This is a genomic window from Paenibacillus dauci, assembly GCF_000971985.1.
Taxonomy (GTDB): domain Bacteria; phylum Bacillota; class Bacilli; order Paenibacillales; family Paenibacillaceae; genus Saccharibacillus; species Saccharibacillus dauci.
On the sequence record NZ_KQ040800.1, the window covers coordinates 81,282 to 104,288 of the forward strand.

General features: G+C 48.6%; 20 protein-coding genes and 1 riboswitch. Of the genes, 11 read left to right on the forward strand and 9 right to left on the reverse strand.

Translation table 11 applies throughout. The annotated features are described in order from the left end of the window. Positions 1–4: 4 nt before the first annotated feature. From WH46_RS05770 to WH46_RS05785, 4 genes are all read right to left on the reverse strand, one after another. Positions 5–382: a GtrA family protein gene (locus WH46_RS05770; RefSeq protein ID WP_017814270.1), complete on the reverse strand. Its 378-nt coding sequence runs from the start codon at positions 380–382 to the stop codon at positions 5–7. Beyond that, complete coding sequence (locus WH46_RS05775) at positions 369–1,361, reverse strand: glycosyltransferase family 2 protein (RefSeq protein WP_046226060.1); 993 nt, start codon at positions 1,359–1,361, stop codon at positions 369–371. Before WH46_RS05775 ends, WH46_RS05770 begins: the two co-directional genes overlap by 14 nt. 456 nt (positions 1,362–1,817) lie before the next feature. Then, positions 1,818–3,443: a sensor histidine kinase gene (locus tag WH46_RS23285; protein WP_052714132.1), complete on the reverse strand. Its 1,626-nt coding sequence runs from the start codon at positions 3,441–3,443 to the stop codon at positions 1,818–1,820. Beyond that, entirely contained in the window at positions 3,440–4,117 is a 678-nt protein-coding gene (locus tag WH46_RS05785) for a response regulator transcription factor (RefSeq protein ID WP_046226061.1), read from the reverse strand. Before WH46_RS05785 ends, WH46_RS23285 begins: the two co-directional genes overlap by 4 nt. A gap of 275 nt (positions 4,118–4,392) precedes the next feature. Between WH46_RS05785 and kduI the strand changes: the two genes are divergently transcribed. From kduI to trxB, 6 genes are all read left to right on the forward strand, one after another. Next, positions 4,393–5,223 carry a 5-dehydro-4-deoxy-D-glucuronate isomerase gene (gene kduI, locus WH46_RS05790; RefSeq protein WP_017814274.1) on the forward strand — a complete coding sequence of 277 codons (831 nt, stop codon included), beginning with the start codon at positions 4,393–4,395 and terminating at the stop codon, positions 5,221–5,223. 130 nt (positions 5,224–5,353) lie between these two features. Continuing rightward, on the forward strand, positions 5,354–6,121 hold the full coding sequence (locus WH46_RS05795; protein ID WP_017814275.1) for a DeoR/GlpR family DNA-binding transcription regulator: 768 nt from the start codon (positions 5,354–5,356) through the stop codon (positions 6,119–6,121). Positions 6,122–6,175: 54 nt separating this feature from the next. Beyond that, the gene (kduD, locus tag WH46_RS05800; protein ID WP_017814276.1) at positions 6,176–6,928 is read left to right on the forward strand and encodes a 2-dehydro-3-deoxy-D-gluconate 5-dehydrogenase KduD; all 753 of its coding nucleotides are present in this window, start codon (positions 6,176–6,178) and stop codon (positions 6,926–6,928) included. Positions 6,929–6,961: 33 nt separating this feature from the next. Continuing rightward, positions 6,962–7,831, forward strand: coding sequence for a sugar phosphate isomerase/epimerase family protein (locus WH46_RS05805; protein ID WP_052714133.1), 870 nt, complete (start codon positions 6,962–6,964; stop codon positions 7,829–7,831). A gap of 239 nt (positions 7,832–8,070) precedes the next feature. After that, positions 8,071–8,883, forward strand: a complete 813-nt coding sequence (locus WH46_RS05810) for an SDR family NAD(P)-dependent oxidoreductase (protein ID WP_046226063.1) — start codon at positions 8,071–8,073, stop codon at positions 8,881–8,883. A gap of 366 nt (positions 8,884–9,249) precedes the next feature. Then, complete coding sequence (gene trxB / locus WH46_RS05815; protein ID WP_046226064.1) at positions 9,250–10,191, forward strand: thioredoxin-disulfide reductase; 942 nt, start codon at positions 9,250–9,252, stop codon at positions 10,189–10,191. Positions 10,192–10,324: 133 nt separating this feature from the next. Here the strand turns inward: trxB and WH46_RS05820 are convergent, their stop codons facing one another. Both WH46_RS05820 and WH46_RS05825 read right to left on the reverse strand, forming a co-directional pair. Then, a complete protein-coding gene (locus tag WH46_RS05820) occupies positions 10,325–11,443 on the reverse strand; it encodes a hypothetical protein (RefSeq protein WP_046226065.1) in 1,119 nt (372 codons plus the stop codon). Positions 11,444–11,578: 135 nt separating this feature from the next. Further along, positions 11,579–11,776, reverse strand: a complete 198-nt coding sequence (locus WH46_RS05825; protein WP_017814281.1) for a hypothetical protein — start codon at positions 11,774–11,776, stop codon at positions 11,579–11,581. A gap of 410 nt (positions 11,777–12,186) precedes the next feature. On the opposite strand from WH46_RS05825, the gene WH46_RS05830 reads away from it, so the two are divergent. Further along, a complete protein-coding gene (locus WH46_RS05830; RefSeq protein ID WP_052714134.1) occupies positions 12,187–12,537 on the forward strand; it encodes a hypothetical protein in 351 nt (116 codons plus the stop codon). Between the two features lie 223 nt (positions 12,538–12,760). Here the strand turns inward: WH46_RS05830 and WH46_RS05835 are convergent, their stop codons facing one another. Next, complete coding sequence (locus WH46_RS05835; protein ID WP_017814283.1) at positions 12,761–12,985, reverse strand: hypothetical protein; 225 nt, start codon at positions 12,983–12,985, stop codon at positions 12,761–12,763. A gap of 201 nt (positions 12,986–13,186) precedes the next feature. Continuing rightward, positions 13,187–14,350 carry an ROK family protein gene (locus WH46_RS05840; protein ID WP_017814284.1) on the reverse strand — a complete coding sequence of 388 codons (1,164 nt, stop codon included), beginning with the start codon at positions 14,348–14,350 and terminating at the stop codon, positions 13,187–13,189. A gap of 197 nt (positions 14,351–14,547) precedes the next feature. On the opposite strand from WH46_RS05840, the gene xylA reads away from it, so the two are divergent. From xylA to WH46_RS05860, 4 genes are all read left to right on the forward strand, one after another. Further along, positions 14,548–15,864 (forward strand): xylose isomerase, encoded by a 1,317-nt coding sequence (gene xylA, locus WH46_RS05845; protein ID WP_017814285.1) that lies wholly within the window; start codon positions 14,548–14,550, stop codon positions 15,862–15,864. A gap of 224 nt (positions 15,865–16,088) precedes the next feature. Continuing rightward, entirely contained in the window at positions 16,089–17,585 is a 1,497-nt protein-coding gene (xylB, locus tag WH46_RS05850; protein WP_046226067.1) for a xylulokinase, read from the forward strand. A 631-nt stretch (positions 17,586–18,216) separates the two neighbouring features. Continuing rightward, positions 18,217–19,338, forward strand: coding sequence for a transglutaminase domain-containing protein (locus WH46_RS05855; protein ID WP_046226068.1), 1,122 nt, complete (start codon positions 18,217–18,219; stop codon positions 19,336–19,338). Between the two features lie 558 nt (positions 19,339–19,896). Continuing rightward, positions 19,897–20,865: an arabinan endo-1,5-alpha-L-arabinosidase AbnA gene (locus tag WH46_RS05860; RefSeq protein ID WP_046226069.1), complete on the forward strand. Its 969-nt coding sequence runs from the start codon at positions 19,897–19,899 to the stop codon at positions 20,863–20,865. Between the two features lie 237 nt (positions 20,866–21,102). Here WH46_RS05860 and WH46_RS05865 read toward each other — a convergent pair whose 3' ends face one another. Further along, positions 21,103–22,590, reverse strand: a complete 1,488-nt coding sequence (locus WH46_RS05865; protein WP_046226070.1) for an amino acid permease — start codon at positions 22,588–22,590, stop codon at positions 21,103–21,105. A gap of 103 nt (positions 22,591–22,693) precedes the next feature. Further along, positions 22,694–22,889: riboswitch (Lysine riboswitch) on the reverse strand. Positions 22,890–23,007: the final 118 nt, after the last annotated feature.

Consider the following 23,007-nt stretch of genomic DNA (forward strand, 5'->3'; position numbering starts at 1 on the left):
GTGCCTAACGAAATACCCACAATTTGCTAAAGCCAAAATTAATAACAAGTCCAAGCACGGTGACGACCATTTTGGCGATCCAGACTGGAATAGTAGCTGAAATCAGACTGATGGCAATTGTCGTAATAGCTGCGACAATACCATTGACGAGCAGGAAGCGCAGCAGTTCGCCCATATTCCATCCTTTACCTCGTTCAAAAGTCCAGCGCCGATTCCAGAAATAGCTGTTGGCTGTACCGGCCGCATAGCTAATCACTTGTGCCGGAGCCACACCGATCAGATGATGAAGCAGCATAAAGACGATAAAATCAATCGCCGTATTGGAGACGCCTACTGCAGCAAAACGCACGGCTTGATTCGTAAACAGCTTAGAAACCAACATAACGTTGTTCCTGGATCATGGGACGTTGTTCGCTGACAGGACGCTGCTGCTCCTGACTGAAGTTCTTGGTCTCCTGTACGAGATATAGTGGCCGCTGCTTGACCTCGTCATAGATACGGCCGATATATTCGCCCAGCACTCCGAGAATAATCAGCATAATGCCATTCAGGAACAGAATGCAGGCGATTACGGATGCCCAGCCAGGCGTAGTAGAGAAATGCAGCAACTTCTGACCGACGACGAATAGCAGATAGATAAAGCTGAATACAGAGATGACACTGCCGAGTATACTGGCCAGCCGCAGCGGTTTCAGGGAAAAGGCCACCAGTGCATCGGAAGCGAATTTGAGCATTTTCTTGAGTGGATATTTGGTTTCGCCGGCGAAACGTTCTTCCCGTACATAGGAGATAGATGTCTGGCGGAATCCCACCCAGCTCACCAGACCGCGTACAAAGCGGTTCGTTTCCTTGAGGCTCTTCATCGCTTCGCATACTTTACGATCGATCAGCCGGAAGTCACCGGTATCAAGCGGAATATCAATATCGCTCAATTTGTTGAGTGTCCGGTAAAAAGCGGCTGCCGACCATTTTTTGAATCCAGTCTCGCCTTTGCGCTCAGCGCGTGTAGCATAGACGACATCGTAGCCTTCTTTCCATTTCCCGATCATTTCCAAAATCAGTTCGGGCGGGTCCTGCAGATCGGCATCAATGACAACAATAGCATCACCTTGTGCATGATCCATCCCTGCCGTAATCGCAATCTGATGACCAAAGTTACGGGAGAAGTCAATCAGCTTCACTGCAGGATCGCTGCTGCACAGCTGGCTGACCATCGACGATGTCTGATCCTGGCTTCCATCATTAATAAAAATAAGTTCATAACTTTCCCGCGTCTGTCTCATCACATCGGTCAGACGGCGATAGCATTCAAATACGACAGCTTCCTCGTTATACACCGGAACGACAATCGAGTATCGCATATTTATTTCCTCCTTATCAATCCCAAGCTCTATTTATCATGTTGTATAATCCCAAGCGTCTATTCCGTCAGTTGCTCTGTTGATCCCGGCTGCTTTTCTTTTGTCTGTAGTAGTGCTGGATAATGCTATGCCGTAGTAGGGTAAGCATCCATTTTGCAATGACAGGAGAGTGATCAACAAGACCAGTAGTTTATGTAAAAAATATAACAATGCAATATGAACAATAAATGAACGTTCCCTTAAAGACCGCTGAATATTCCTGTAAAGGAACATAAAAAAATCGGCAAACCCTATGATACTGCAGGGTTTGCCGATTATATGGCTAAATATTTTACATGGATTCATCAAGTGTATTTTACCGAAAATACAGGGCGAGTCTGCTCCATGATGACTGACCCAGTCTCTGATATAGCAGGTTGACTGCACGGATCTAATACAAGCAGAGGAACGGACGATTTAGACGTCTGCTTCCCTATCTCTTGGCAAATACACTCTCATGATTGTACCTTGCTCCGGTGCGCTATCCACCTCAATATGTCCGCCATGCAGACCAACGATTTTGTGGACGATCGACAAGCCGAGTCCATTACCGCCTGTAGCCGAGTTACGGGATGTATCCGCTTTGTAGAAGCGTTCAAAAATATGCTGCCGGTGCTCCTCGGTGATCCCGCAGCCGGTATCCTGCACCGACACCTGAATCCATTGCTCATCCTGGGTGAGAGTAATGTAGATATTTCCATGATCCGGAGTGAACTTGATCGCATTGGACAGCAGATTCATCCATACCTGACTGAGCAGATCTTCATCACCGGTAAACTGGATTTTGTCCAGATCGGCAGAGAGATCGATCTCTTTGGCCATCCACATTGGAACACAGGATACAACAGACATCCGTATCTGCTCATCCAGCCGGAACTGGCTGGTATTCAGCTTGACGACATCCAGAGAGGCGAGTTTGAGCAGATTGCTGCTTAGCTTGGAGAGACGCTCGCTCTCCTGCTCGATAATCTGCAGATGCCGGACTTGCTCCTCGGTAGCACTGTCCCGCAGAGCACCTGCGAATCCACGAATCGAGGTAAGAGGTGTCTGAATCTCATGTGATACATTCGAGACGAATTCCTGACGCATCGCTTCGATCTTGGATAACTGGCTGGTCATCTGGTTAAAGTTATTGCCCAGTTCTCCAATCTCATCCCTGCGATTGAGATTCACGCGTACGCTGTAATCCCCTTTGGCGACAAGACGTGTTGCCTCGGACAGCTTGTTGATCGGACGGGCAATCAGCCGGGCAGCGAACAGGAACAACATCACTCCTGTAACCAGCATGACCGACAGCACCAGAATCATCCAGTTATTGAACTGGTTCACAAAATGACCGGGAGAAGGACGAACAAAAAGGGCATAATGCTCGCCATTTCGTTCGAACGGTACACCTACATATCGAGGTGTTTTATCTGCAGACGATTTGGTATTCAAAAAGAAATTCAGGCTAGGTACACCAGGAGCCTTGTTATCCTGCGAGTTAGCCGGATGATACGTCTGACCCTTCAGCACCAGCTGCTGCACCTGCTCGGGAATCACCCACTGTCCTGCCGGGTCGGTACCCGGAGGTGGATTGCCATTGCCTTTATTGCCCGATGCCGGAGCAGCCGAAGAAGAACGGTCAGTAGATGGCTGACTGCCATTTTCGGTAGCTGCTGGTGAAGAAGAACTTTCGGACTTGTCCGACTGTTGCGCAGTAAGGGAAGGCAGAGTACTGCTGTCATCCGTAGATGAAGGAGAAGAAGATAATCCGGGAGGACCGCCCGGACCATCGCCGGTAGAGCGGTATTCCGCACCATTTTCCCCAACGACAACGATCTGCAGTTGACCGCCCTGACTGTCCAGATACTTCTGGATCATCGATTCTGGCAGGGAAGACTGAATATCTGCCATGGCCCGTGCATCCGTGAGAATCCGGTCTTCCACAAAGTTCACCTGCTGGCGCTGGAATACCCAGTCAGATAGCAGTAGCGTTACCACGAAGCTAGCGACGATAACGAGGATAAAAGTCAGCACCAGCTGGCTATAGATATTTTTCAATCCGTTTTCACCTCGATCCGGTAGCCAATCCCCCGAATCGTCTGGATCACAAATCCATTCTCCTCGGAGAACCGGTCGCGCAGCCGCTTAATATGCACATCAACGGTACGCTCATCTCCGTCATAGTCATGACCCCAGATCTTCTCAATCAACTGATCTCTGGTAAAAATCTGTCCAGGGAATCCGGCGAGTGTATAGATCAGTTCGAATTCCTTGGCAGGCATGGACTGCAGGGTTCCACCCACATCGGCTTCCTTGGTGGAAGCATCGAGTCTGACATTGCCAATCGTCAGCGATTCGCCGGCGAAAATACGGTAACGCCGCAGCAGTGCTTTGACCCGCATAACCAGCTCTTCCGGTACAAATGGCTTGGCAAGATAATCATCGGTGCCGAGCCGGAAGCCTTTGATTTTGTCTTCGGCTTCTCCCTTGGCGGTTACGAGCAGGATCGGTACATCTCCGTAATAACGGCGGATATCCATGCACAGTTCCCAGCCATCCATATGCGGCATCATTACATCCAGAATGATCAGGTCCCATTTGCCATCACTCAGCATATCAAAAGCTTCCCGGCCATCCCGTGCCCGGTGCACACTATATCCCTCACGGGTCAAATACATATGAATCAATTCCAGTATGGATGCATCATCATCAGCGATCAGAATACGTACCATGGTTAACGCTCCTTTGGTTGTAGTGGAGTAGAGCAGATTGTGAATAACAGATTATCTGTAAGAACAGGATTCTCTAACTGTATCGGTTACAGCCGATAGTTTATCTATCGTATCACAGCAATATGTAGAATATATGAACAACCACCGAAATAAAATAAGATTAAAATGAACAAACCTCTTTTCAAAATGAACAATATGAACTAAAATGAACTTATATAAACGTAAACAGTCATTAGCTACCTATAATAAAACAAACAATCGAGAGGATGAATATTATGGAAAACCGTTATGTCTCCCACCCGAATGATGTAAAAACATTTGATACTGCCCGTCTGCGTGAGGAATTTCTGATTGAGAGTCTGTTTGCACCGGATGAACTTGTAACCGTTTACAGCCATGTAGACCGTTATATCGTCGGTTCGGCTGTGCCTGCTTCCCGCGAGATCAAGCTTGAAGTCAATCTTAAGGATATCGGAACCGACTTTTTCCTGGAACGTCGTGAGATCGGTATTATCAATATCGGTGCAGCCGGAACGGTAACTGCCGATGGGGAAAAATACGAAATCGGCGCTTTTGAATGTCTATATGTATCGCTCGGAACGAAGGAAGTGAGCTTTGCGAGTGGTGGCAGCGAACCTGCCAAATTCTATTTTGTATCGACACCGGCGCATAAAGCCTATCCGACAACCAAAGCAACCAAAGAAGACGCAACACCAAGCCATCTGGGCGATATCAAAACTTCCAATGAACGTACGATCTACAAATACATCCACCAGGGCGGTATCCAGAGCTGTCAGCTGGTCATGGGGATTACCGAGCTGGCACCGGGCAATATGTGGAATACGATGCCTTCTCATACCCATAATCGTCGCTCGGAAGTATATCTGTACTTTAATCTTCCGGAAGATGCGGTCGTATTCCACTTTATGGGCGAGCCGCAGGAGACCAAGCATCTGGTTATGCGTGACGGACAGGTTGCCATTTCTCCGAGCTGGTCGATTCACAGTGGAGTAGGTACGAGCAATTATACGTTCTGCTGGGCGATGGCTGGCGAGAACCAAACTTTCGATGATATGGACGCAGTAGCCATGAAGGATTTAAAATAAACCCAAAACCATTCCAGTGCACAGAAATGAACATATTGTATTCGTGATGGGCTCTGAACATGCGTCCAGCAGATGGTGCTGCACAGAATCATAACGAATACAGTCGATACTGGAAGGGACGGGGGTCAGGATGAGCGCACTCAAACGGCATGAACGTATTATGGAAATATTGATCGCCAGCCAGGAGATTACGGTAGGCGAACTTAGCGATACACTGAATGTAACCGGCAAGACAATCCGTGAGGATCTGGCCAAACTGGAAGAAATGGGACTGCTGGTTCGTGTACATGGAGGCGCTGTACTGGCTCAGAACGATCAGTACGGCATCCTGTCCGGACAGGGCGTGAATACCAAACATATGCCGGAAAAGGCCGAGATCGCCGAACGGGCGCTGCATTATATTCAGCCCAACGATATTATCGCGCTGGATGGTGGCAGTACCACGCTGGAGATTGCCCGCAGGCTGCCAGCGATGCCACTGACCGTTGTGACCAATGATCTGTTTATTCTTAGTGAACTGGCCAAAAAGGAACAGATTCGTCTGGTTGTTCCCGGCGGCGAGCGCAACCGCAATATGCTGGTCAGTAGTCAGGCCATTGAATATGTACGTGGACTGAATATTCATAAAGCATTCGTTTCTTCAACTGCACTGCATCCGGAGTTTGGATTGTCGATCTATACCGGCGATCTGGTTCCTTTCAAAAAAGCACTGGTGGAGACGGCCCAGCATGTATACGGTGTAATCGATCACCAGAAATTCGGGCAATTTGCGCTCTGGACATTTGCAGGCTGTCAGGAGCTGGATCGTATTATTACAGACAGCGGACTGTCAGCAGAGCAGGCGGAGCAGTTCCGTCAGGCAGGTATCCCGCTGGATCAGGCAGATTCGTCATCATAATTCCATCACTCAATAGGTAACATAAGCGATTCCATTACAGGAGGATGAACAGGGATGAAAGCATTTGATTTGAGTGGCAAGGTAGCACTGGTAACCGGAGCAAGCGGCGGACTCGGACAAGGAATGGCACTGGGTCTCGCAGAAGCAGGAGCGGATATCGTCTGTGTCTCCTACTCCAATAGCGATGACACGGTCAACAAGGTTCGCGAACTGGGCAGAGAAGCACATTCGATTGAAGCGGATCTGAGCCAGCATGACCGGCTGGAAGATGTAGTGAAGCAGGCACTGGAATTTAAAGGACGTATCGATATTCTGATCAACAATGCAGGTATCATCCGCCGTACACCAGCTGTCGATCATGCATGGAAAGACTTTGCTGATGTAATTGATATCAACCTGGAGACAGTATTCTATCTGTCCCAGCTCGTAGGTCGTCATATGATTGAGCGCGGCAGCGGCAAAATTATCAGTGTGGCTTCGATGCTGTCCTATCAGGGTGGAATCAATGTACCAGGATATACAGCGAGCAAGCACGGTGTAGCCGGGATTACCAAGGCACTTGCGAATGAATGGGCATCCAAAGGCATCCAGATCAATGCGATTGCTCCCGGCTATATGATGACGGATAATACCGCTCCGATCGTAGCGGATCAGGCACGCTTCGATGCGATTACCGAACGTATTCCGGCAGGTCGCTGGGGCAAAGCGGAAGATATGAAAGGGCCGGTTGTGTTCCTGGCTTCCGAAGCTTCGGATTATCTGAATGGACATATTATATGTGTAGATGGCGGATGGATGGCACGTTAACAGAGACTGCATTTCAGAATCGGAGGTGTCATCTTGAGACAGGCAGTATTATCTCATTTATACGGCAAGCAGCCCGTCGCTGATCTGGCCGCCCGAGTGGCACAGGGTGGATTCACCGGTGTACAGCTTGCACTGGCCAAGGCGATCTCGGACGTGGATACATCAACTGGCAAGTTAAGCCCAGGACTCGGTCATATGATCGCCGAACAGTTCGACCGGCAGGGAGTACGAATCTCTGTGCTCGGCTGTTACATTGACCCGGTGCATCCCGACCCGGCTGTCCGGCGGCAGGAGATCAATCGGTTCAAGGAGCATCTGCGTTATGCCCGCGATTTTGGCTGCAGTATGGTAGCGACAGAGACAGGCTCTCTCACTACGTATCAGCAGGCTTATCCGGACAGCTATCAGGAAGTTGGCTGGAATACACTGCGGGATACCGTAACCGAACTGGCGGAAGAAGCGGAGAAGTGGGGCGTACATATGGCGATCGAGCCCGTAGCGGTTCATACGTTGCATACCGCCGAGCTGATGGAACGACTGATCGAAGAAGTTCCTTCGCCTACCGTCGGTATGCTGTTTGATCCCTGTAATATGATGAAGACCGAATTTGTAGCCGATCAGCAGGCTTTTCTGCGTGGTGTATTCGAGAAACTGGCGGAGCGGATTATTCTGATCCATGCCAAGGATATTCGATTTACCGAGGATGGTATCAAGCAGGAATGCCTGGCAGGTACCGGTATTCTGGATTATTCGTACTTTTTTGAATTGCTGCAGCAGTATAAGCCGCATATCGATATTTCGCTGGAGGGTGTAGCAAAAGAACAGCTACCGGAAGCTTCCCTGTATATGCGCCGCGTCTGGCAGGAGACGCTGGACAAGCGTCAGGCATTGGTTACAGGATAAAAGAGAATAGTTATAGGTATAACGGATAAGCGAATAGTAGATAAAGGAATAGCGATATAGTTGCTGCTAATTGCCAGCATAGTCATATAGCTTTGCCGCTTCCTGTAAGGAAAGTCTGTCCTATTCAGGAAAAGCCTGCTGCTGTAAACGCTGGATAGACGATTGAATAATCCATATCCGTTTATGGGCGAGTTCCAGGGGTAATGATGAACATACTATTCCCCTGGGAGGAGACGACTATGACGCAATCGCCACAGGATCATCGCAAAGTTGCCCTGGTCACCGGAGCAGCGATCGGAATCGGAAGAGGAATTGCCAAAGTGCTGGCACAGAAAGGATATCGTCTTGCTTTGACCTATCATTCGGATGATGAGGATATGGAGACGGTGGCTCAGGAACTGGCTCATATTTACGGAGCAGATCCCTTTACCATTCAAAGCGATCTGACCCGGCAGGATGAGGTGGAATCGACGGTTCGTCAGGCGGTAGAGCATTTTGGTCGACTGGATCTGCTCGTTAATAATTCCGGTGGAGGCACGATGAAGCCACTGATCGAGCTGGACAGGGAAGCGATGAATCAGATGATCGATCTGGATTATCGCGCACCGATTCTGGCTACACGCTATGCGGCACAGGCGATGATTGAGCGCAATATTCAGGGGAATATCATCTATATCACCTCTTCCCGGGGAGAGAGGGCTTATCCCGGCGACAGCATCTATGGCGGTATGAAAGCCGCGCTGATCCGTTCCTGCGCTTCGATTGCTCTGGAGCTGGCTCCGCATGGCATACGTGTCAATTGTATTGCTCCAGGTGCCACAGTGAACCGGCTGGAGCAGGACCCGCTCAAGGAGCCGCTGGGCAAAAAGATTCCACTCGGACGTATGGGTACGCCTGCGGATATCGGAGAGGCTATTGCCTGGATAGCATCGGATGAAGCTTCCTACATTACAGGTATCAATCTGCGTGTAGATGGCGGACTGATTTTGCCGGGAATGCCGGAAGATGTGTCGGAGGAAGCCGGTTATGGCTGGGGTAAAGTCTACGATTGATGAAGAGCAGCTACTCACTGTCATTGTATCCGTATAAATGTATAGAAATCAGATAAAGGGTGAATTCCGCGGGAGACCGGAGAATTCACCCTTTTGGCGTTTCATCAAAACTTCATTTGACTACAGAGACGAGTGGAATCATAATAAAATATATCTTCAAAACAAATAAATTGTATACAATTTAATTAATGGCATGTATAATAAAGATAACTTCCAGATTATATAATAAACATAGTAATAATATAGCAGGATAATACTTTTATTTATGAAGCAAAAGGGTGTCTGTCTTATCACTTCCAGTGTCGTCATTGCAGGCAGCAGGTGATGCAGCAGCACCGAAATTATAATATATATGGAGGAATTCACATGTACAAATCTATTATTATCGGTACTGGTCCTGCGGGACTGACAGCTGCGATCTACCTGGCTCGTGCCAATATGAGCCCACTCGTTATCGAAGGACCACAGCCTGGTGGACAGCTGACCACGACTACAGAGATCGAGAACTTCCCCGGTTTTCCGGAAGGTATTATGGGTCCTGAACTGATGGATAATATGCGCAAACAGGCTGAACGCTTTGGCGCCGAATTCTTTACCGGCTGGGTGAACAGCGTAGACATGTCCGAACGTCCGTTCAAGCTGCAGGTAGAAGGCAAAGGCGAGATCATTACTGAGACGCTGATCATTTCTACTGGCGCAACAGCCAAATATCTGGGCATCCCGAACGAGCAGGACAATATCGGACGCGGTGTCAGCACCTGTGCGACCTGTGACGGTTTCTTCTTCCGGAATAAAGAAATCATCGTTGTCGGCGGCGGAGACTCTGCGCTGGAAGAAGCCAGCTTCCTGACCCGTTTTGCTTCCAAAGTAACACTGGTTCACCGCCGTGACGAGCTGCGTGCTTCCAAAATTATGCAGGATCGCGCACGTGCCAACGAGAAAATCGAGTGGGCGCTGAACAATACACCGGTTGAAGTGGTAGCAGGCGATATGGGCGTGACGGGTCTGAAAGTGCTCAATAATACGACAGGCCAGGAAGAAGTCATCCCGGCTCACGGCGTATTCGTAGCGATCGGCCACCATCCGAACACCGGCTTCCTCGGGGGACAGATCACTACGGACGAGAACGGTTATATCGTGACCACACCGGGCACTGCCGAGACCAATATCCCTGGCGTATTCGCTTGTGGCGACGTGCAGGATACCAAGTATCGCCAGGCCATCACTGCTGCAGGCAGCGGATGTATGGCAGCGATGGATGCGGAGAAATATATCGAAGCACTGGAGCATGCCGCAGTAACCCTGTAATGCGATGAGCTGAACGGATAATTGGTGAATTGAATATAACTCAAAAAGCTGTCTGATTTACTCAGGCAGCTTTTTTGGCTTTTCAAACTCAAGAGAATAATAAAATTCGTCCGATATAGCTGGTTACGTTTGTTTATTCTTTTCCAGTGACTACATACTGCCACGCCTCTATGCGACCTTTTTCGAATTTGAGAAATAAATCAGCGTGTGGATGATACAGATCTGGTTGGAACGGGCTATCCAGCGGCTCCGGCTGCAGGGTAGAGAGATCCCATGCCTGCATATCTACCTCGCGTCCCCAGGCAAACAGTTTGCCGGTAGAGGAGACAGCCAGCTGCGCTTGAGGATGGACAAATAGACCCGGTAAAGTTACAGAAGTCAGAAAGGTCGGTGCGTTGGTAATTACCGCATGACGATCATGCTGCTGAACGTCATAGATTACAATAGCAGACTGTACGCCTTCCTGTTGCCAATCTTCCTTTTCCAGCAAGTCTTCATCCAACTGCCCCCAGATGGCCAGCCGCTGCGCATCCAGCCATATCATGGGAAGATCCCAGTCGAGCAGCGGGTACCAGATCGATTCAAGTGAATCGCCATCTTCGGATTCCCATACATTGTCCATCCATTTGGAACTATTCCACACTCTGGCAATACCAGCAGGCCCCCATATCCAGCCCGTCTCAGCGAGATGCTCTCCATCTGGTGAGACATGCAGTTCCCCGTGAAAATAGTCCAGATAGTGTTCGGTGGCCTTGGCTGACTGGGCTTCTGATTGAGAAACCGGGATATCCCGGTCGCTGAGCGGCTGGAGTTCCGGCAAAAGAGATACAAGTTCCAGCCGATTCCAATCTGTCCCATACACCAGCAGCAGCTGTTCCTTTTTCATAATAAAAGCCAGAGGGTACACAGACTTGTCGTAGTGATACTCTCCGCGCTCCAGTGACAGCAGCGTATTGCCCGAGGCTAGTTCAATCACAACCGCATTTTTACCAAACCGGTTGGATATGGCAGCGACACGTCCACATGGGCTAACGATCAATTGAACCGGATAAGCCGGCTGGAATGCCGGTAATTCAACCTGGCTAATCAGCCGGGTCTGTCCGGTAAATAGCTCAATCTGCCACAGCTCTGCCTGCTCATTGAATGCCAGCAGCAGCGGCTGTTCTCCGGTAGCAACAGGAATAGCGCACCAGGCAATCATGGTGCCCAGGTCCGGATGCAGCGGAGGCAGAGATACCGATATCTTTTGCATATCTATTCTCCTTACATTATGTATATGAAAAATGATATAAAATAAAGCCAGTGGCCCATAGGGAGTCACTGGCTTTATCTGGATTATACGTTATTGTCTACATTATGCCAATGACTGGCATTTACGTCTTCTTTACTAAAACCAGACACTTGATATGGCCTGGAAAATCAGAAATATTCCCAACCCGGCCATTAACAACGACATGCCTTTTTTTCGCTTGGCCTGTGAGAAGTTAAACACACCCAGACTGAGCAGAGGGAAAATGATGAGCGCGAATAGGAACATCATAAAATAAAAAGGCAGCGAAATGTCGGCAGTTCCCCAGAAATTCATGGTCGCTCTCTCTCCGTTTCACAAATGGTTGATCTCTATCTATCTATAAGTTTGTATAGTGGCTACAATAGCCTTTTTTGAATATCCTACAATTACCAATAACGAAATTATAGATCAAAATGCCGAATCTGGTTCATCCTAAATAAGGCAATTTTACGTCAAATTTTAAGCAATTGAGTGAGCATATATTGTTCGCCACTCTGTCTGTGTCGATGTCGTGACCGATATGATCTATAGCAACGTTCCGTGATCATTTTCAGCATCATCCATAGACAAAACAAGAAGCACCGACGTATCTATTCAATAAATCTATAACCGGCTGCATCATAATCACATAGCCAGACTATTGTATTTGCCTATATTCCGAGTATAATACTCGGTATAAAAAGAAAGCAAAGGTGTGAATGACTGTGAATCGTATTCAGGAAATAATATCAGAACGTAATGATGACTATCTGGATCTGCTGAATTATGCGATCCAGCTCGGCGACCTGGAATGGCAGGAAGAGATTCTCGAGAGCCTCTCTCGCTGGAATACATCGAGCGACTGGGCGATTACAGAGAATCTGTGGAGAGAATTTGACCGTATCAATTATAAATTAATACAAGTGTACCAAGATATCCGCCAGAGCACGGATGAGCCGACCAAGAAGCAGCTGCTTCAGCAGTGGTGGGAGCTTAAGCTTCAGCGTATCCACGTATCCCGCCAGATCCAGTCCGAGACGACAGAGCAGGACAGCCCTGAGCAATCCTGTCCCTAGACTTTGATGGAATCGGCTTCGTGGAACCAGGCATGATCCATCTGCCTGACAGTGCTTGCTAGCCGCTGATTGCCTATAATCGGCATACCTATAGGCAGACACCGTTCACATCGCAAATGATGCAATAACAAATAAAAAGAGAGCCGTATCTGCCCCAGCAGACGGCTCCCTATATATCTTCTTTTACACGACAAGCCAGCTTGTATTCACATCCTACTGTGAATTACATGCTGGCTTGTTTCATATCACGCATCATCGTCATCATCGTAGTCATCATTTCATCGCATTCTTGCAGCTTGCTCATCATCATGTCGGTATTCATGCCCATATCCTTCATGTTCATATCCATCTTGCTGCACATTTCCATCATCATCTTCATGTTGTTCATCTTGCTCATCATGTCTTCCATACCCATACCCATCATCATTTGCATACACATCTTTTCCATAGCCTTCAGCTCCTCATGAGTGTATTGATGTTGCGGTACTGCTGATAATCTAAGGTTCTAACGCTGTTAGAATACTACAGATTTGGAAGAAAGACAATCAGCAATCCGTCAGCATGGCTCTACGATAGAGGAGAAATTTATTGTTCTGTGTAATCCAAATATAAGAAAGAGCAGAGCAGACACAACCGGGAACCGGCGGTACTACACCGATACTCGCACCCGGCCCAGAAATTGTGAAATCGCGGCATATGCCGCACCGATCACGGCAGACTGATCGCCCAGCTCGGAATACTGGATCACGAGCTTTTGCCGATGATAGGGCAGGGTACGCTGAGAGACAACCGTCTGGACGTGTGGTGCAATCCACGGCTCTGCCTGACGCATATGACCGCCGATAATGATCACTTCCGGGTTAAAGCTGTTGACCAGATTGGTAATCCCGATCCCCAGATATTCCCCGATCCGCCGGAACAGTTCGATGGCTTCCGGTTCATCCCATTCTGCCTGCTGTACCCAGTAAGCGGTCGTACTGTCGAGCAGCGGATCACGAAGCGCATGATCATAAGCCAGCTCCGAAGCATATAGTTCCCAGCAGCCGCGGCTGCCGCAGGAGCAGGGCAGACCGTATGCCTCGACCGACATATGACCGGTCTCCCCGGCATAACCACGAGCTCCCTTGTAAGGTTCACCGTCAATAATAATACCGGAGCCGATTCCCATGCCTACACTGACATAGACCAGATTGCGTACATGTCGTCCTGCACCGAACTGCAGCTCGCCAATCGCGCCGGCATTGGCTTCATTATCAATCGTGACTGGCAGTCCGAACAACTGCTCCAGCTCCTCGCGTAGCGGCACACCTTCCCAACCCAGATTGGGTGCGAACAGTACATTGCCGAGTGCATCGACCATACCAGGCACACCAACGCCCATTCCGATTAGTCCATGTACAGAGGCCGGTACCTCGGTCAGCAGCCGGGTCATCATCTGCTGCATCAGCTCGAGGGTTGTCGATACCTGATGATCCTGCAGTGGCATCATCTGCCGGGCGATAATCTCTCCTTCCAGATCGGTCAGTACAATCGTCAGCTCATTGACCGTTAGTTCCACACCGGCAGCATAACCAGCTGTCCGGTTGAATTCCAGCATGAGCGGCTTACGACCGCCACTGGACTGACCTTCACCGGATTCTAGCACCAGTTGATCATCGATCAATTCCTGCACCAGATTGGAGACAGTTGCTTTGTTCAACCCGGTTAATCGGGAGACGCTCGTGCGGGAGAGTGGTGCATGCTGGCGGATACTGTCCAGTACGAGCGACTTGTTGATACGTTTGACGAGTGCCTGGTCTCCTGTAATTTTCATAAATGATACCCCTTTATCCGATTTTTTTAAGACTTTGTTTAATGAATAGACAAAGTATTCTGTATATGTTAGGATAGCGATGTAAACGATTTCTTTCAAGCGGTTATTTTGCGCAGCGGACAGCTGGACCCAAGATGGACGACCTGTTCTGCCGCGAAATCTCACGCCCATGAACACATAAGAGGAGGATTTATGTAATGGCTTACTTTGCAAATGTTGAGAAAGTAGCTTACGAAGGTGTCCAATCCAAAAATCCCTATGCTTTTAAATTTTATAATCCGTCCCAGATCGTAGCGGGCAAGACGATGGAAGAGCACCTGCGCTTTGGTATGGCGTACTGGCATACACTCGTTGCCGGTGGTTCCGATCCGTTCGGTGTTGAAACCGCTTCCCGTCCATGGGGCTCCTATACAGGTATGGACCTGGCCAAAGCTCGCGTTGAAGGACTGTTCGAGCTGATGGACAAACTGAGCATGCCTTACTTCTGTTTCCACGATGTGGATATCGCTCCCGAAGGAGATAGTCTTCGCGAATTTTACAACAATATCGATACCATTGTCGATATGATTGAACAACATATGAAGCAAACCGGCAAAAAATTGCTGTGGAATACAGCCAACATGTTCAGCAATCCGCGCTTTATGCACGGTGCAGCTTCTACATGCAATGCCGATGTATACGCTCATGCAGCTGCACAGATCAAAAAAGGTCTGGAAGTCGGCAAGCGTCTGGGTGCGGAAAACTATGTATTCTGGGGCGGCCGTGAAGGGTACGAGACACTGCTGAATACAGACTATGCGCTGGAGCAGGACAATATGGGCCGCATGTTCCATATGGCAGTGGATTACGCCAAGGAAATCGGCTTTGATGCCCAGTTCCTGATCGAGCCGAAGCCGAAGGAGCCGACCAAGCATCAATACGACTTTGATGCGGCAACAGCCATTTCCTTCCTCAAAAAATATGATCTGACCGATCATTTCAAACTGAACCTGGAAGCCAACCATGCGACACTGGCAGGTCATACGTTCCAGCATGAGCTGCGTGTAGCCCGTACAGAAGGCATGCTCGGCTCGCTGGATGCCAACCAGGGCGATATGCTGATCGGCTGGGATACGGATGAATTCCCGGTAGATCTGTACGCAGCAACCACAACCATGTATGAAGTGCTGCAAAATGGTGGTCTGGGCCGCGGCGGTATTAACTTTGACGCCAAAGTACGCCGTCCTTCCTTTACACCAGAAGATCTGGTAATTGCTCATGTAGCCGGTATGGATACATTTGCCAAAGGTCTGACCACAGCTGCCCGTCTGCTGGAAGATCGCGTGTTCGAAGACTTTATCGATCAGCGCTACAGCAGCTTCCGCGAAGGCGTTGGTGCCGACGTAGTAAATGGCAAAGCAACACTGTCTTCACTGGCAGAGTACGCGCTGAACAACGAGCAGCCGCGCCAGAATGAATCCGGCCGTGAAGAATTGCTCAAAGCCACACTGAACCAGTATCTGGTAACTGAATAATTCTATCTTTACAGCAGACAGTCATGCATCTTATCAGATCCTGCAGGTGTGATCCAGATAGCTGTTGTCTGCATTATAAAGAGTCCATGATCGCTTCCCTGGGTCCCGTAAGGGAACCGGCAGGGGAGCGATTTTTGGTATGGATACCATCCGCTGTAAGATATTATTTTTATGTATGCAGTCATCCTATCGGGTTATTCAGCAATTTATAGAGGAGGAATACTATGAGCTACGTTATTGGAGTAGATCTGGGGACCAGCGCTGTCAAAACGGTACTGGTCAACAAGCAGGGACAGGTGGCATTTGAGACATCGGAGTCGTATCCGCTATCCCAGCCCAAGCCAGGATACAGCGAGCAGAATCCCGAAGATTGGGTAGAGCAGACGCTGGTCTCGCTGGGCAGACTGCTGGAGGTATCCGGCGTACCGGCAGAAGAGATACAGGGTATGAGCTTCTCCGGACAGATGCATGGATTGGTATTGCTGGATCAGGAGCACCAAGTGGTTCGTCCGGCGATCCTGTGGAATGATACACGTACAACTTCCCAGTGCCGCCGAATCGAACAGACACTGGGTGGAGAACTGCTGCAAATTGCCCGCAACCGTGCGCTTGAAGGGTTTACTTTACCCAAAATACTGTGGGTACAGGAACATGAACCGGATAACTGGAGCCAGGCGGCACTGTTCCTACTGCCCAAGGATTATGTACGCTATCGGTTGACCGGTGATCTGGCAATGGATTATTCGGATGCGGCAGGTACGCTGCTGCTCGATATTACCGCCAAGTCTTGGAGCGAAACGATTGCTACTGCGTTTGATCTGCCATTATCGCTTTGTCCGCGTCTGGTAGAGTCTTTTGACGATGTAGGCGGACTGCTGCCAGAGGTCCGGGAACGTACAGGTCTTGGTGAGACTACGCGTGTCTATGCGGGTGGCGCGGATAATGCTTGCGGCGCGATCGGAGCAGGCATTCTAAGCGAAGGCCAGACGATGTGCAGTATCGGTACCTCCGGGGTTGTGTTGTCCTATGAAGAACGCAAGGATTTGGATTTTGAAGGTAAAGTGCATTTCTTTAATCATGGGGAAAAAGATGCCTTTTATATTATGGGAGTCACACTGGCAGCAGGTTACAGCCTGGAATGGTTCCGCAGCACATTTGGCAAGGAATTGTCATTTGAAGCCCTGCTGTCAGGAGTAGACGAAATCACTGCCGGAGCTGAAGGCTTGCTGTTCACGCCGTATATTGTTGGTGAACGTACACCGCATCCGGATGCGGATATCCGCGGCAGCTTTATCGGGATAGATGCGTCGCATCGTCTCCCCCATTTTGCCCGCGCGGTGCTGGAAGGCATTACATTTTCTCTGCGGGAATCAATCGATATTCTGCGCGAGTCCGGCAAAAATATCACTGAAGTGGTCTCGATCGGTGGCGGCGCACGCAATGAGACATGGCTGCAGATGCAGGCGGATATTTTCAATGCCAAAGTGGTCCGGCTGGAGAATGAGCAGGGACCAGCGATGGGAGCGGCTATGCTGGCTGCCTATGGCAGCGGCTGGTTCGAATCATTGGCAGATTGTGCAGCAGCGTTCCTGCGCACCTCCAAATCGTATGCGCCTGATCCGGGCCGGGCGGAACGGTATAATCAGTTGTTTGCGATTTATCAGGAGATTTACAATCAGACGGCAGATTTGAACCGACGGCTGACTGCTTTTAGAGGATAAGAATGGTTGATCGCCGTCCTACGTGAGCCTGTGCAAGGAAGGGAAGTGTATGTATGTTCTGCTGCTAATATCAGGATGCATGTGACAGCAGAGTGAGTAGGGAACAAGCAATACAACAAGCAATAGAACGAACCACAAGCCTGATAATAGAATCAGCAGCAGATATATAATGACGCAGCCCTTTTTCTGTTTGTTGGAAAAAGGGTTGTACCTATTTTTGACAAATATGCATACATACCAGGATAAGCGGTTAAGTTGATTGTACACGCAAAAAAGTTTTACAATAAAAGAAAAAGAAGCAGTATACTATAGAATAACTGTACAGGATAAGTAGGATTGCTGGATAAGCGCCATTTATTTTCCTTTATGCAGGAAATAGGTTGTATTAGATAGCTATCACACACTTTTTACCAAATAATACAGTCGTGCAGCGCAACTATTTGCTGTCACATGCGTCTTATGCTATAGGCCTGGCAAATCGCGGGCGCAGAGCGGAATCAGCCCCTGTAAGACACAATACACACATCACTGAAATTTATCGGTAAAGCGCCCTCATTCTATTACCGGAAACGGCTTGTCTGCCGATAAATACAATCAGAGCAAATCATAGGAGAAGGGCGGTTACGTCTGCATGAAAATGTCAAATAACATCTGGGTCAAAACCCTTTTGGCCGGAACAATCCTGTTCACAGGACTTCCTGCTGTTACTCCCAATCAGGCCATCTATGCGGCCTCTTCACAGGTAACCGTTAACAGTTCCACCGATGTGACCAATGCGCTTTATACGTCGCTAATGAATCGTGATGCCGAAGTTACTCTTTTATATAAAGGAAGTACCAGTGGCCTCAAAGCAATGCTGCAAAATGCATTCGAAAATGCGCTGGAGAAAGACCCGTATACCCAGTACATTCTGGACAGCTATGGACTGAGCTGGCGCCAGAATGCCTATTCTGCCCGTGTGACGGTTACGATGAATTATCGTGAGACAACCACCCAGACCGGCTATGTCAAAAATAAAGTGCAGCAGATTCTCTCCAATATCGTGTCTTCCAGCATGAATGACCATGAGAAAGTCAAAGCGATCCATGACTGGGTCGTGCGCAATGTGAAATATGATGAGACGTATACCCGCTATACCGCATATGAAGCACTGCATGATGGTACGGCTGTCTGTCAGGGATATGCCCTGCTGACCTACGAGCTGCTCAAGGAAGCCGGTATCCAGAATATGATCGTCGAAGGTACAGCCGATGGTGAACTGCATGCCTGGAATCTGGTGAACCTGGACGGCAAATGGTATCACCTGGATACGACATGGGATGATCCGGTACCGGATCAGGGAAATGATGTGCAGACCGCTTACTATCTGCTGACCGATTCGCAGATGAAGCAGGATCACAAATGGACCAAAACGTATCCGGCAGCAAATACAACGTATCACAGCACACTGGATCAGCTGATCGCAGCAGGCGATCCCAAAGCAAGCTTTTACCAGCAGCTGGAGAAAACGCTGAACTATGTAACTGCAGCTAGCGAATCCGATTCGATTCGTTCGGCAGCAGGTCTCAAATCACAAGTACAGGCAGCTCAGACAGCTGGCAAAAGTGCAGTCACTTTCCGCTACAGCGGCAGTCTGACCAGTCTCAAAAACGATCTGCGCGGTTTGTCTTCGGTTGGCGTAAAGTCGCTTTCCTATAGCGTAAAATCGATCAGCAGCACTAATGATCTGAAAGTTACTTTGAGCTGGAGCTAATCCATGCCTTGACGTACGGCATGTAATGGATCAATGATCATAGAATCCATAACTATACTTTTTACGTAGGAAGCCCCGATTGCTGTATGCGATCGGGGCTTTTTTTGGGGAAATGGGAGTAAGAAAAGATGCAGATATATTCTGACTTGCACAAAAACCAATATTTGACCAAAAATTAGCTTGATCTGGAGCAAGAAATGACTTTGCTACTGTACGTTATTTTTATTCGCAATAGAAAAATTAGAAAAAAATATTCGTATGATTACTTCTATATTATTATATGAATTTTATTTCTCAAATAAATAAAAGAACGAAAAGTGCATTTGTGTATTTACCTTAATCAACAATAACCTTTACAAATTAACATTTAAACATATTAATTTACATTTATATTAACTATAAAATGTGCAAAAGATACCTAAATGTAGATCAAATAAAAATACGTGAATATTATATTCCCCTTTTCTGAAAGCGCTTTATAATTAAGTGTAGACATTGAGCAGCGCAGGTTGAACGTTCGATGTTAAATTGATTCAGAAGGGTGGAAGTTTCTTGAATATGAAACGCAAAGTACTTACGATGGTAGTTATAATGACGCTCCTACTGCCTATTTTTGCTGATACCAAAGGATTCGCAGCTCACTGGGCACTAAGTGGAGACGTGAATGTTCATGATCCATCTTATATCAAAGAAGGCAGCGGAACTTATGTATTCTCAACAGGTCCTGGGATTCAAGTGTTGAAGTCCGATAATGGAACCAACTTTTACCGTGTACCACAGGTTTTCCTTTCTCCTTTATCCTGGTGGAGACAGTATGCTCCAAACTTGAAAAATGATCGTGCCAATGATGTATGGGCACCGGACGTCAAACAATATAATGGTCGTACATGGTTATACTATTCGATCTCTTCTGATTTTGGCCAAAACACATCGGCGATCGGCCTTGCTTCAGCAAGCAGTGTTGGTGCAGGTAACTGGCGCGATGATGGTGTTGTTCTGACTTCGAACAGCACAAAAGACTACAATGCGATTGACCCTGAGCTGGTTATCGATGCCAGCGGGCAGCCTTGGCTTGCTTTTGGATCATTCTGGACAGGTCTGAAAATTACCAAATTGGATAAAAATACGATGAAGCCTACAGGCGGTATCTACTCTATTGCCAAACGTACTGTTAATGATGGTGCAATTGAAGCTCCATCCATTACGTACAATGCACAGACTGGATACTACTACTTATTCGCTTCCGTTGATAAATGTTGCGATAAAGCCAACAGCACTTACAAAACTGTCTATGGACGTTCGAAGAGCATTACTGGTCCTTATGTAGACAAAAATGGTGTAGATATGATGAAAGGCGGTTTCACGATTCTCGATGCAGGTAATGATCGCTGGAAAGGTCCGGGCGGTGAGGACGTCTACAATACCAACCTGATTATCCGTCATGCTTACGATGCCACCGATGAAGGCAAGCCAAAGCTGCTGATCAGTGATCTGAAATACGATTCTGCCGGCTGGCCGACCTACTAATCTCGTAGCAATCTTTACATCTGTTGCAGCTCATAAGACTGCTACAGGCTAACCGATAAGATAACTCAAAAAGCCTTTCCTGCTTCACTGTGATACCGGGAACCCGGTTGTAGACAGAGAGCGGAAAGGCTTTTTGAGTATATATTTTGGTAAAGGTTAGAGTAGGAATAGGTTCGCGACCAGCATTCAAAGATATAAGGTCAACCAATCACATCTCTGGATACTGATCGTACGGCATTATGATACCGAATCATCCGGCCGCGCGCCCGTTTCCAGATCGCATTCCGTCAGCGGGATTACTTTGGTACGCTTGGTCCATTTATAACCCAGCCATAGAATCAGGAACAGTGGGACGCTGATGTAAGAAGCGAGCAGGGATTTCCAGTCAATTGCTTCCGGTGTAATGTATGACAGACTCTGTCCTACGATAACGATCGCACACAGTACAAAAGCAAACAGTGGGCCAAACGGGAACCATTTTGCCTTGAATGGCAGATCATTCATATCACGACCCTGCGCCTGGAAAGCACGACGGAAGCGGTAATGACTGATCGCAATCCCTAGCCATGTAATAAATCCGCACATTCCCGAAGCGTTCAGTAGCCAGCTATAGACGACGCCATCCCCGAACAGGGAAGCCAGAAAGGCCAACATTCCAAAAGCAGCGGTCACGATCAGTGCATTTTGCGGAATGCCGCGGGAGTTCAGACGGCCAAACATTTTCGGTGCTTTGCCGGAGCGTGCCAATGCATACAGCACCCGGGTTGAAGCATACATACCGGAGTTACCGGCAGACAGCACGGAGGATAGGATAACGGCATTCATGACTGCAGCCGCAAAAGCCAGCCCTGCTTTTTCAAAAATCAGGGTAAATGGGCTGACACCGATATCGCTCAGATCACTGCCCAGCAGCGATGGTGTTGTATAGGGAATGATCAGACCAATCACCAGAATCGCCAGAATGTAGAAGATCAGAATACGCCAGAATACCTGACGGATTGCACGCGGTACATGCTCACGCGGGTTCTCGCTCTCACCGGCAGCAACTCCGATCAGCTCGGTACCCTGGAAAGAGAACCCGGCTGCCATGAATACACCGATAAAGGCGAGCAGTCCGCCGTTGAATGGAGCATCGCCAATCGTAAAGTTACGGAAGCCGATCGCTTCGCCGCCCATAATGCCAAAGATCATCAGTACGCCAATCACGAGGAAGGCGAGTACAACGACGATCTTGATCATGGCGAACCAGTATTCCGACTCACCGTACCCTTTGACTGACAGGATATTCAGCAGGAAGATCAGGGCCAGGAATAGCAGACTCCACAGGAACGAAGAGCTCTCCGGGAACCAGTATTTGATAATAATCGTGGCAGCGGACAGTTCGGCAGCGATCGTCACGGCCCAGTTGTACCAGAAATTCCAACCCATCGCAAAGCCAAAAGCCGGATCGACGAAACGGGCGGCATACGTATTGAACGAGCCGGAATCCGGCATATAGGTCGCCATCTCGCCAAGACTCGTCATCAGGAAATAGACCATAATACCGACGCAGGCATAAGCGAGCAGAGCCCCGCCGGGTCCGGCATTGGCTACCGCCCCGCCGCTGGCGAGGAATAATCCTGTCCCGATCGAACCGCCGAGGGCGATCATCGTCATATGTCTGGCGCGCAGGCCAGCGCGGAGCTGAGGCTCCGGTGTAGATGTAGGTTTAGCGGTTGAACTCATGATGCTTGTGTACACTCCTTCATAATCGTCCAGGGAAAGAATGCCAAAAAATAGACCGCGGCCAGGCCGGGTCTATTTCTATAGATTCCGCACCATACTTTCCCTTTAAGATAGCTCAACACAATGAAATGCTTGGATTTTTTCATTGTGACAGTTCTGTCCCTTTCGGGTACAGCCCCAGCACAGGATTCCCAGAGCGGAATCTGCACTTCGGCAGCAGGACCTTTTCAACCGGGATTCGCGGCGGCTCTACGCCTGCTCCGGTTGTACTGATTCATGCTGCGACCTCTACCTCATCGGTTATGTGTGATGAGGCATATTATTCAGTTATAGATTCATATCAACCTGTTGCGCACAGCTTGTGTTGTCTAAGCTGTTTAGCTGACATGGACGTGTTACAGTATACGTGCTTAGCAG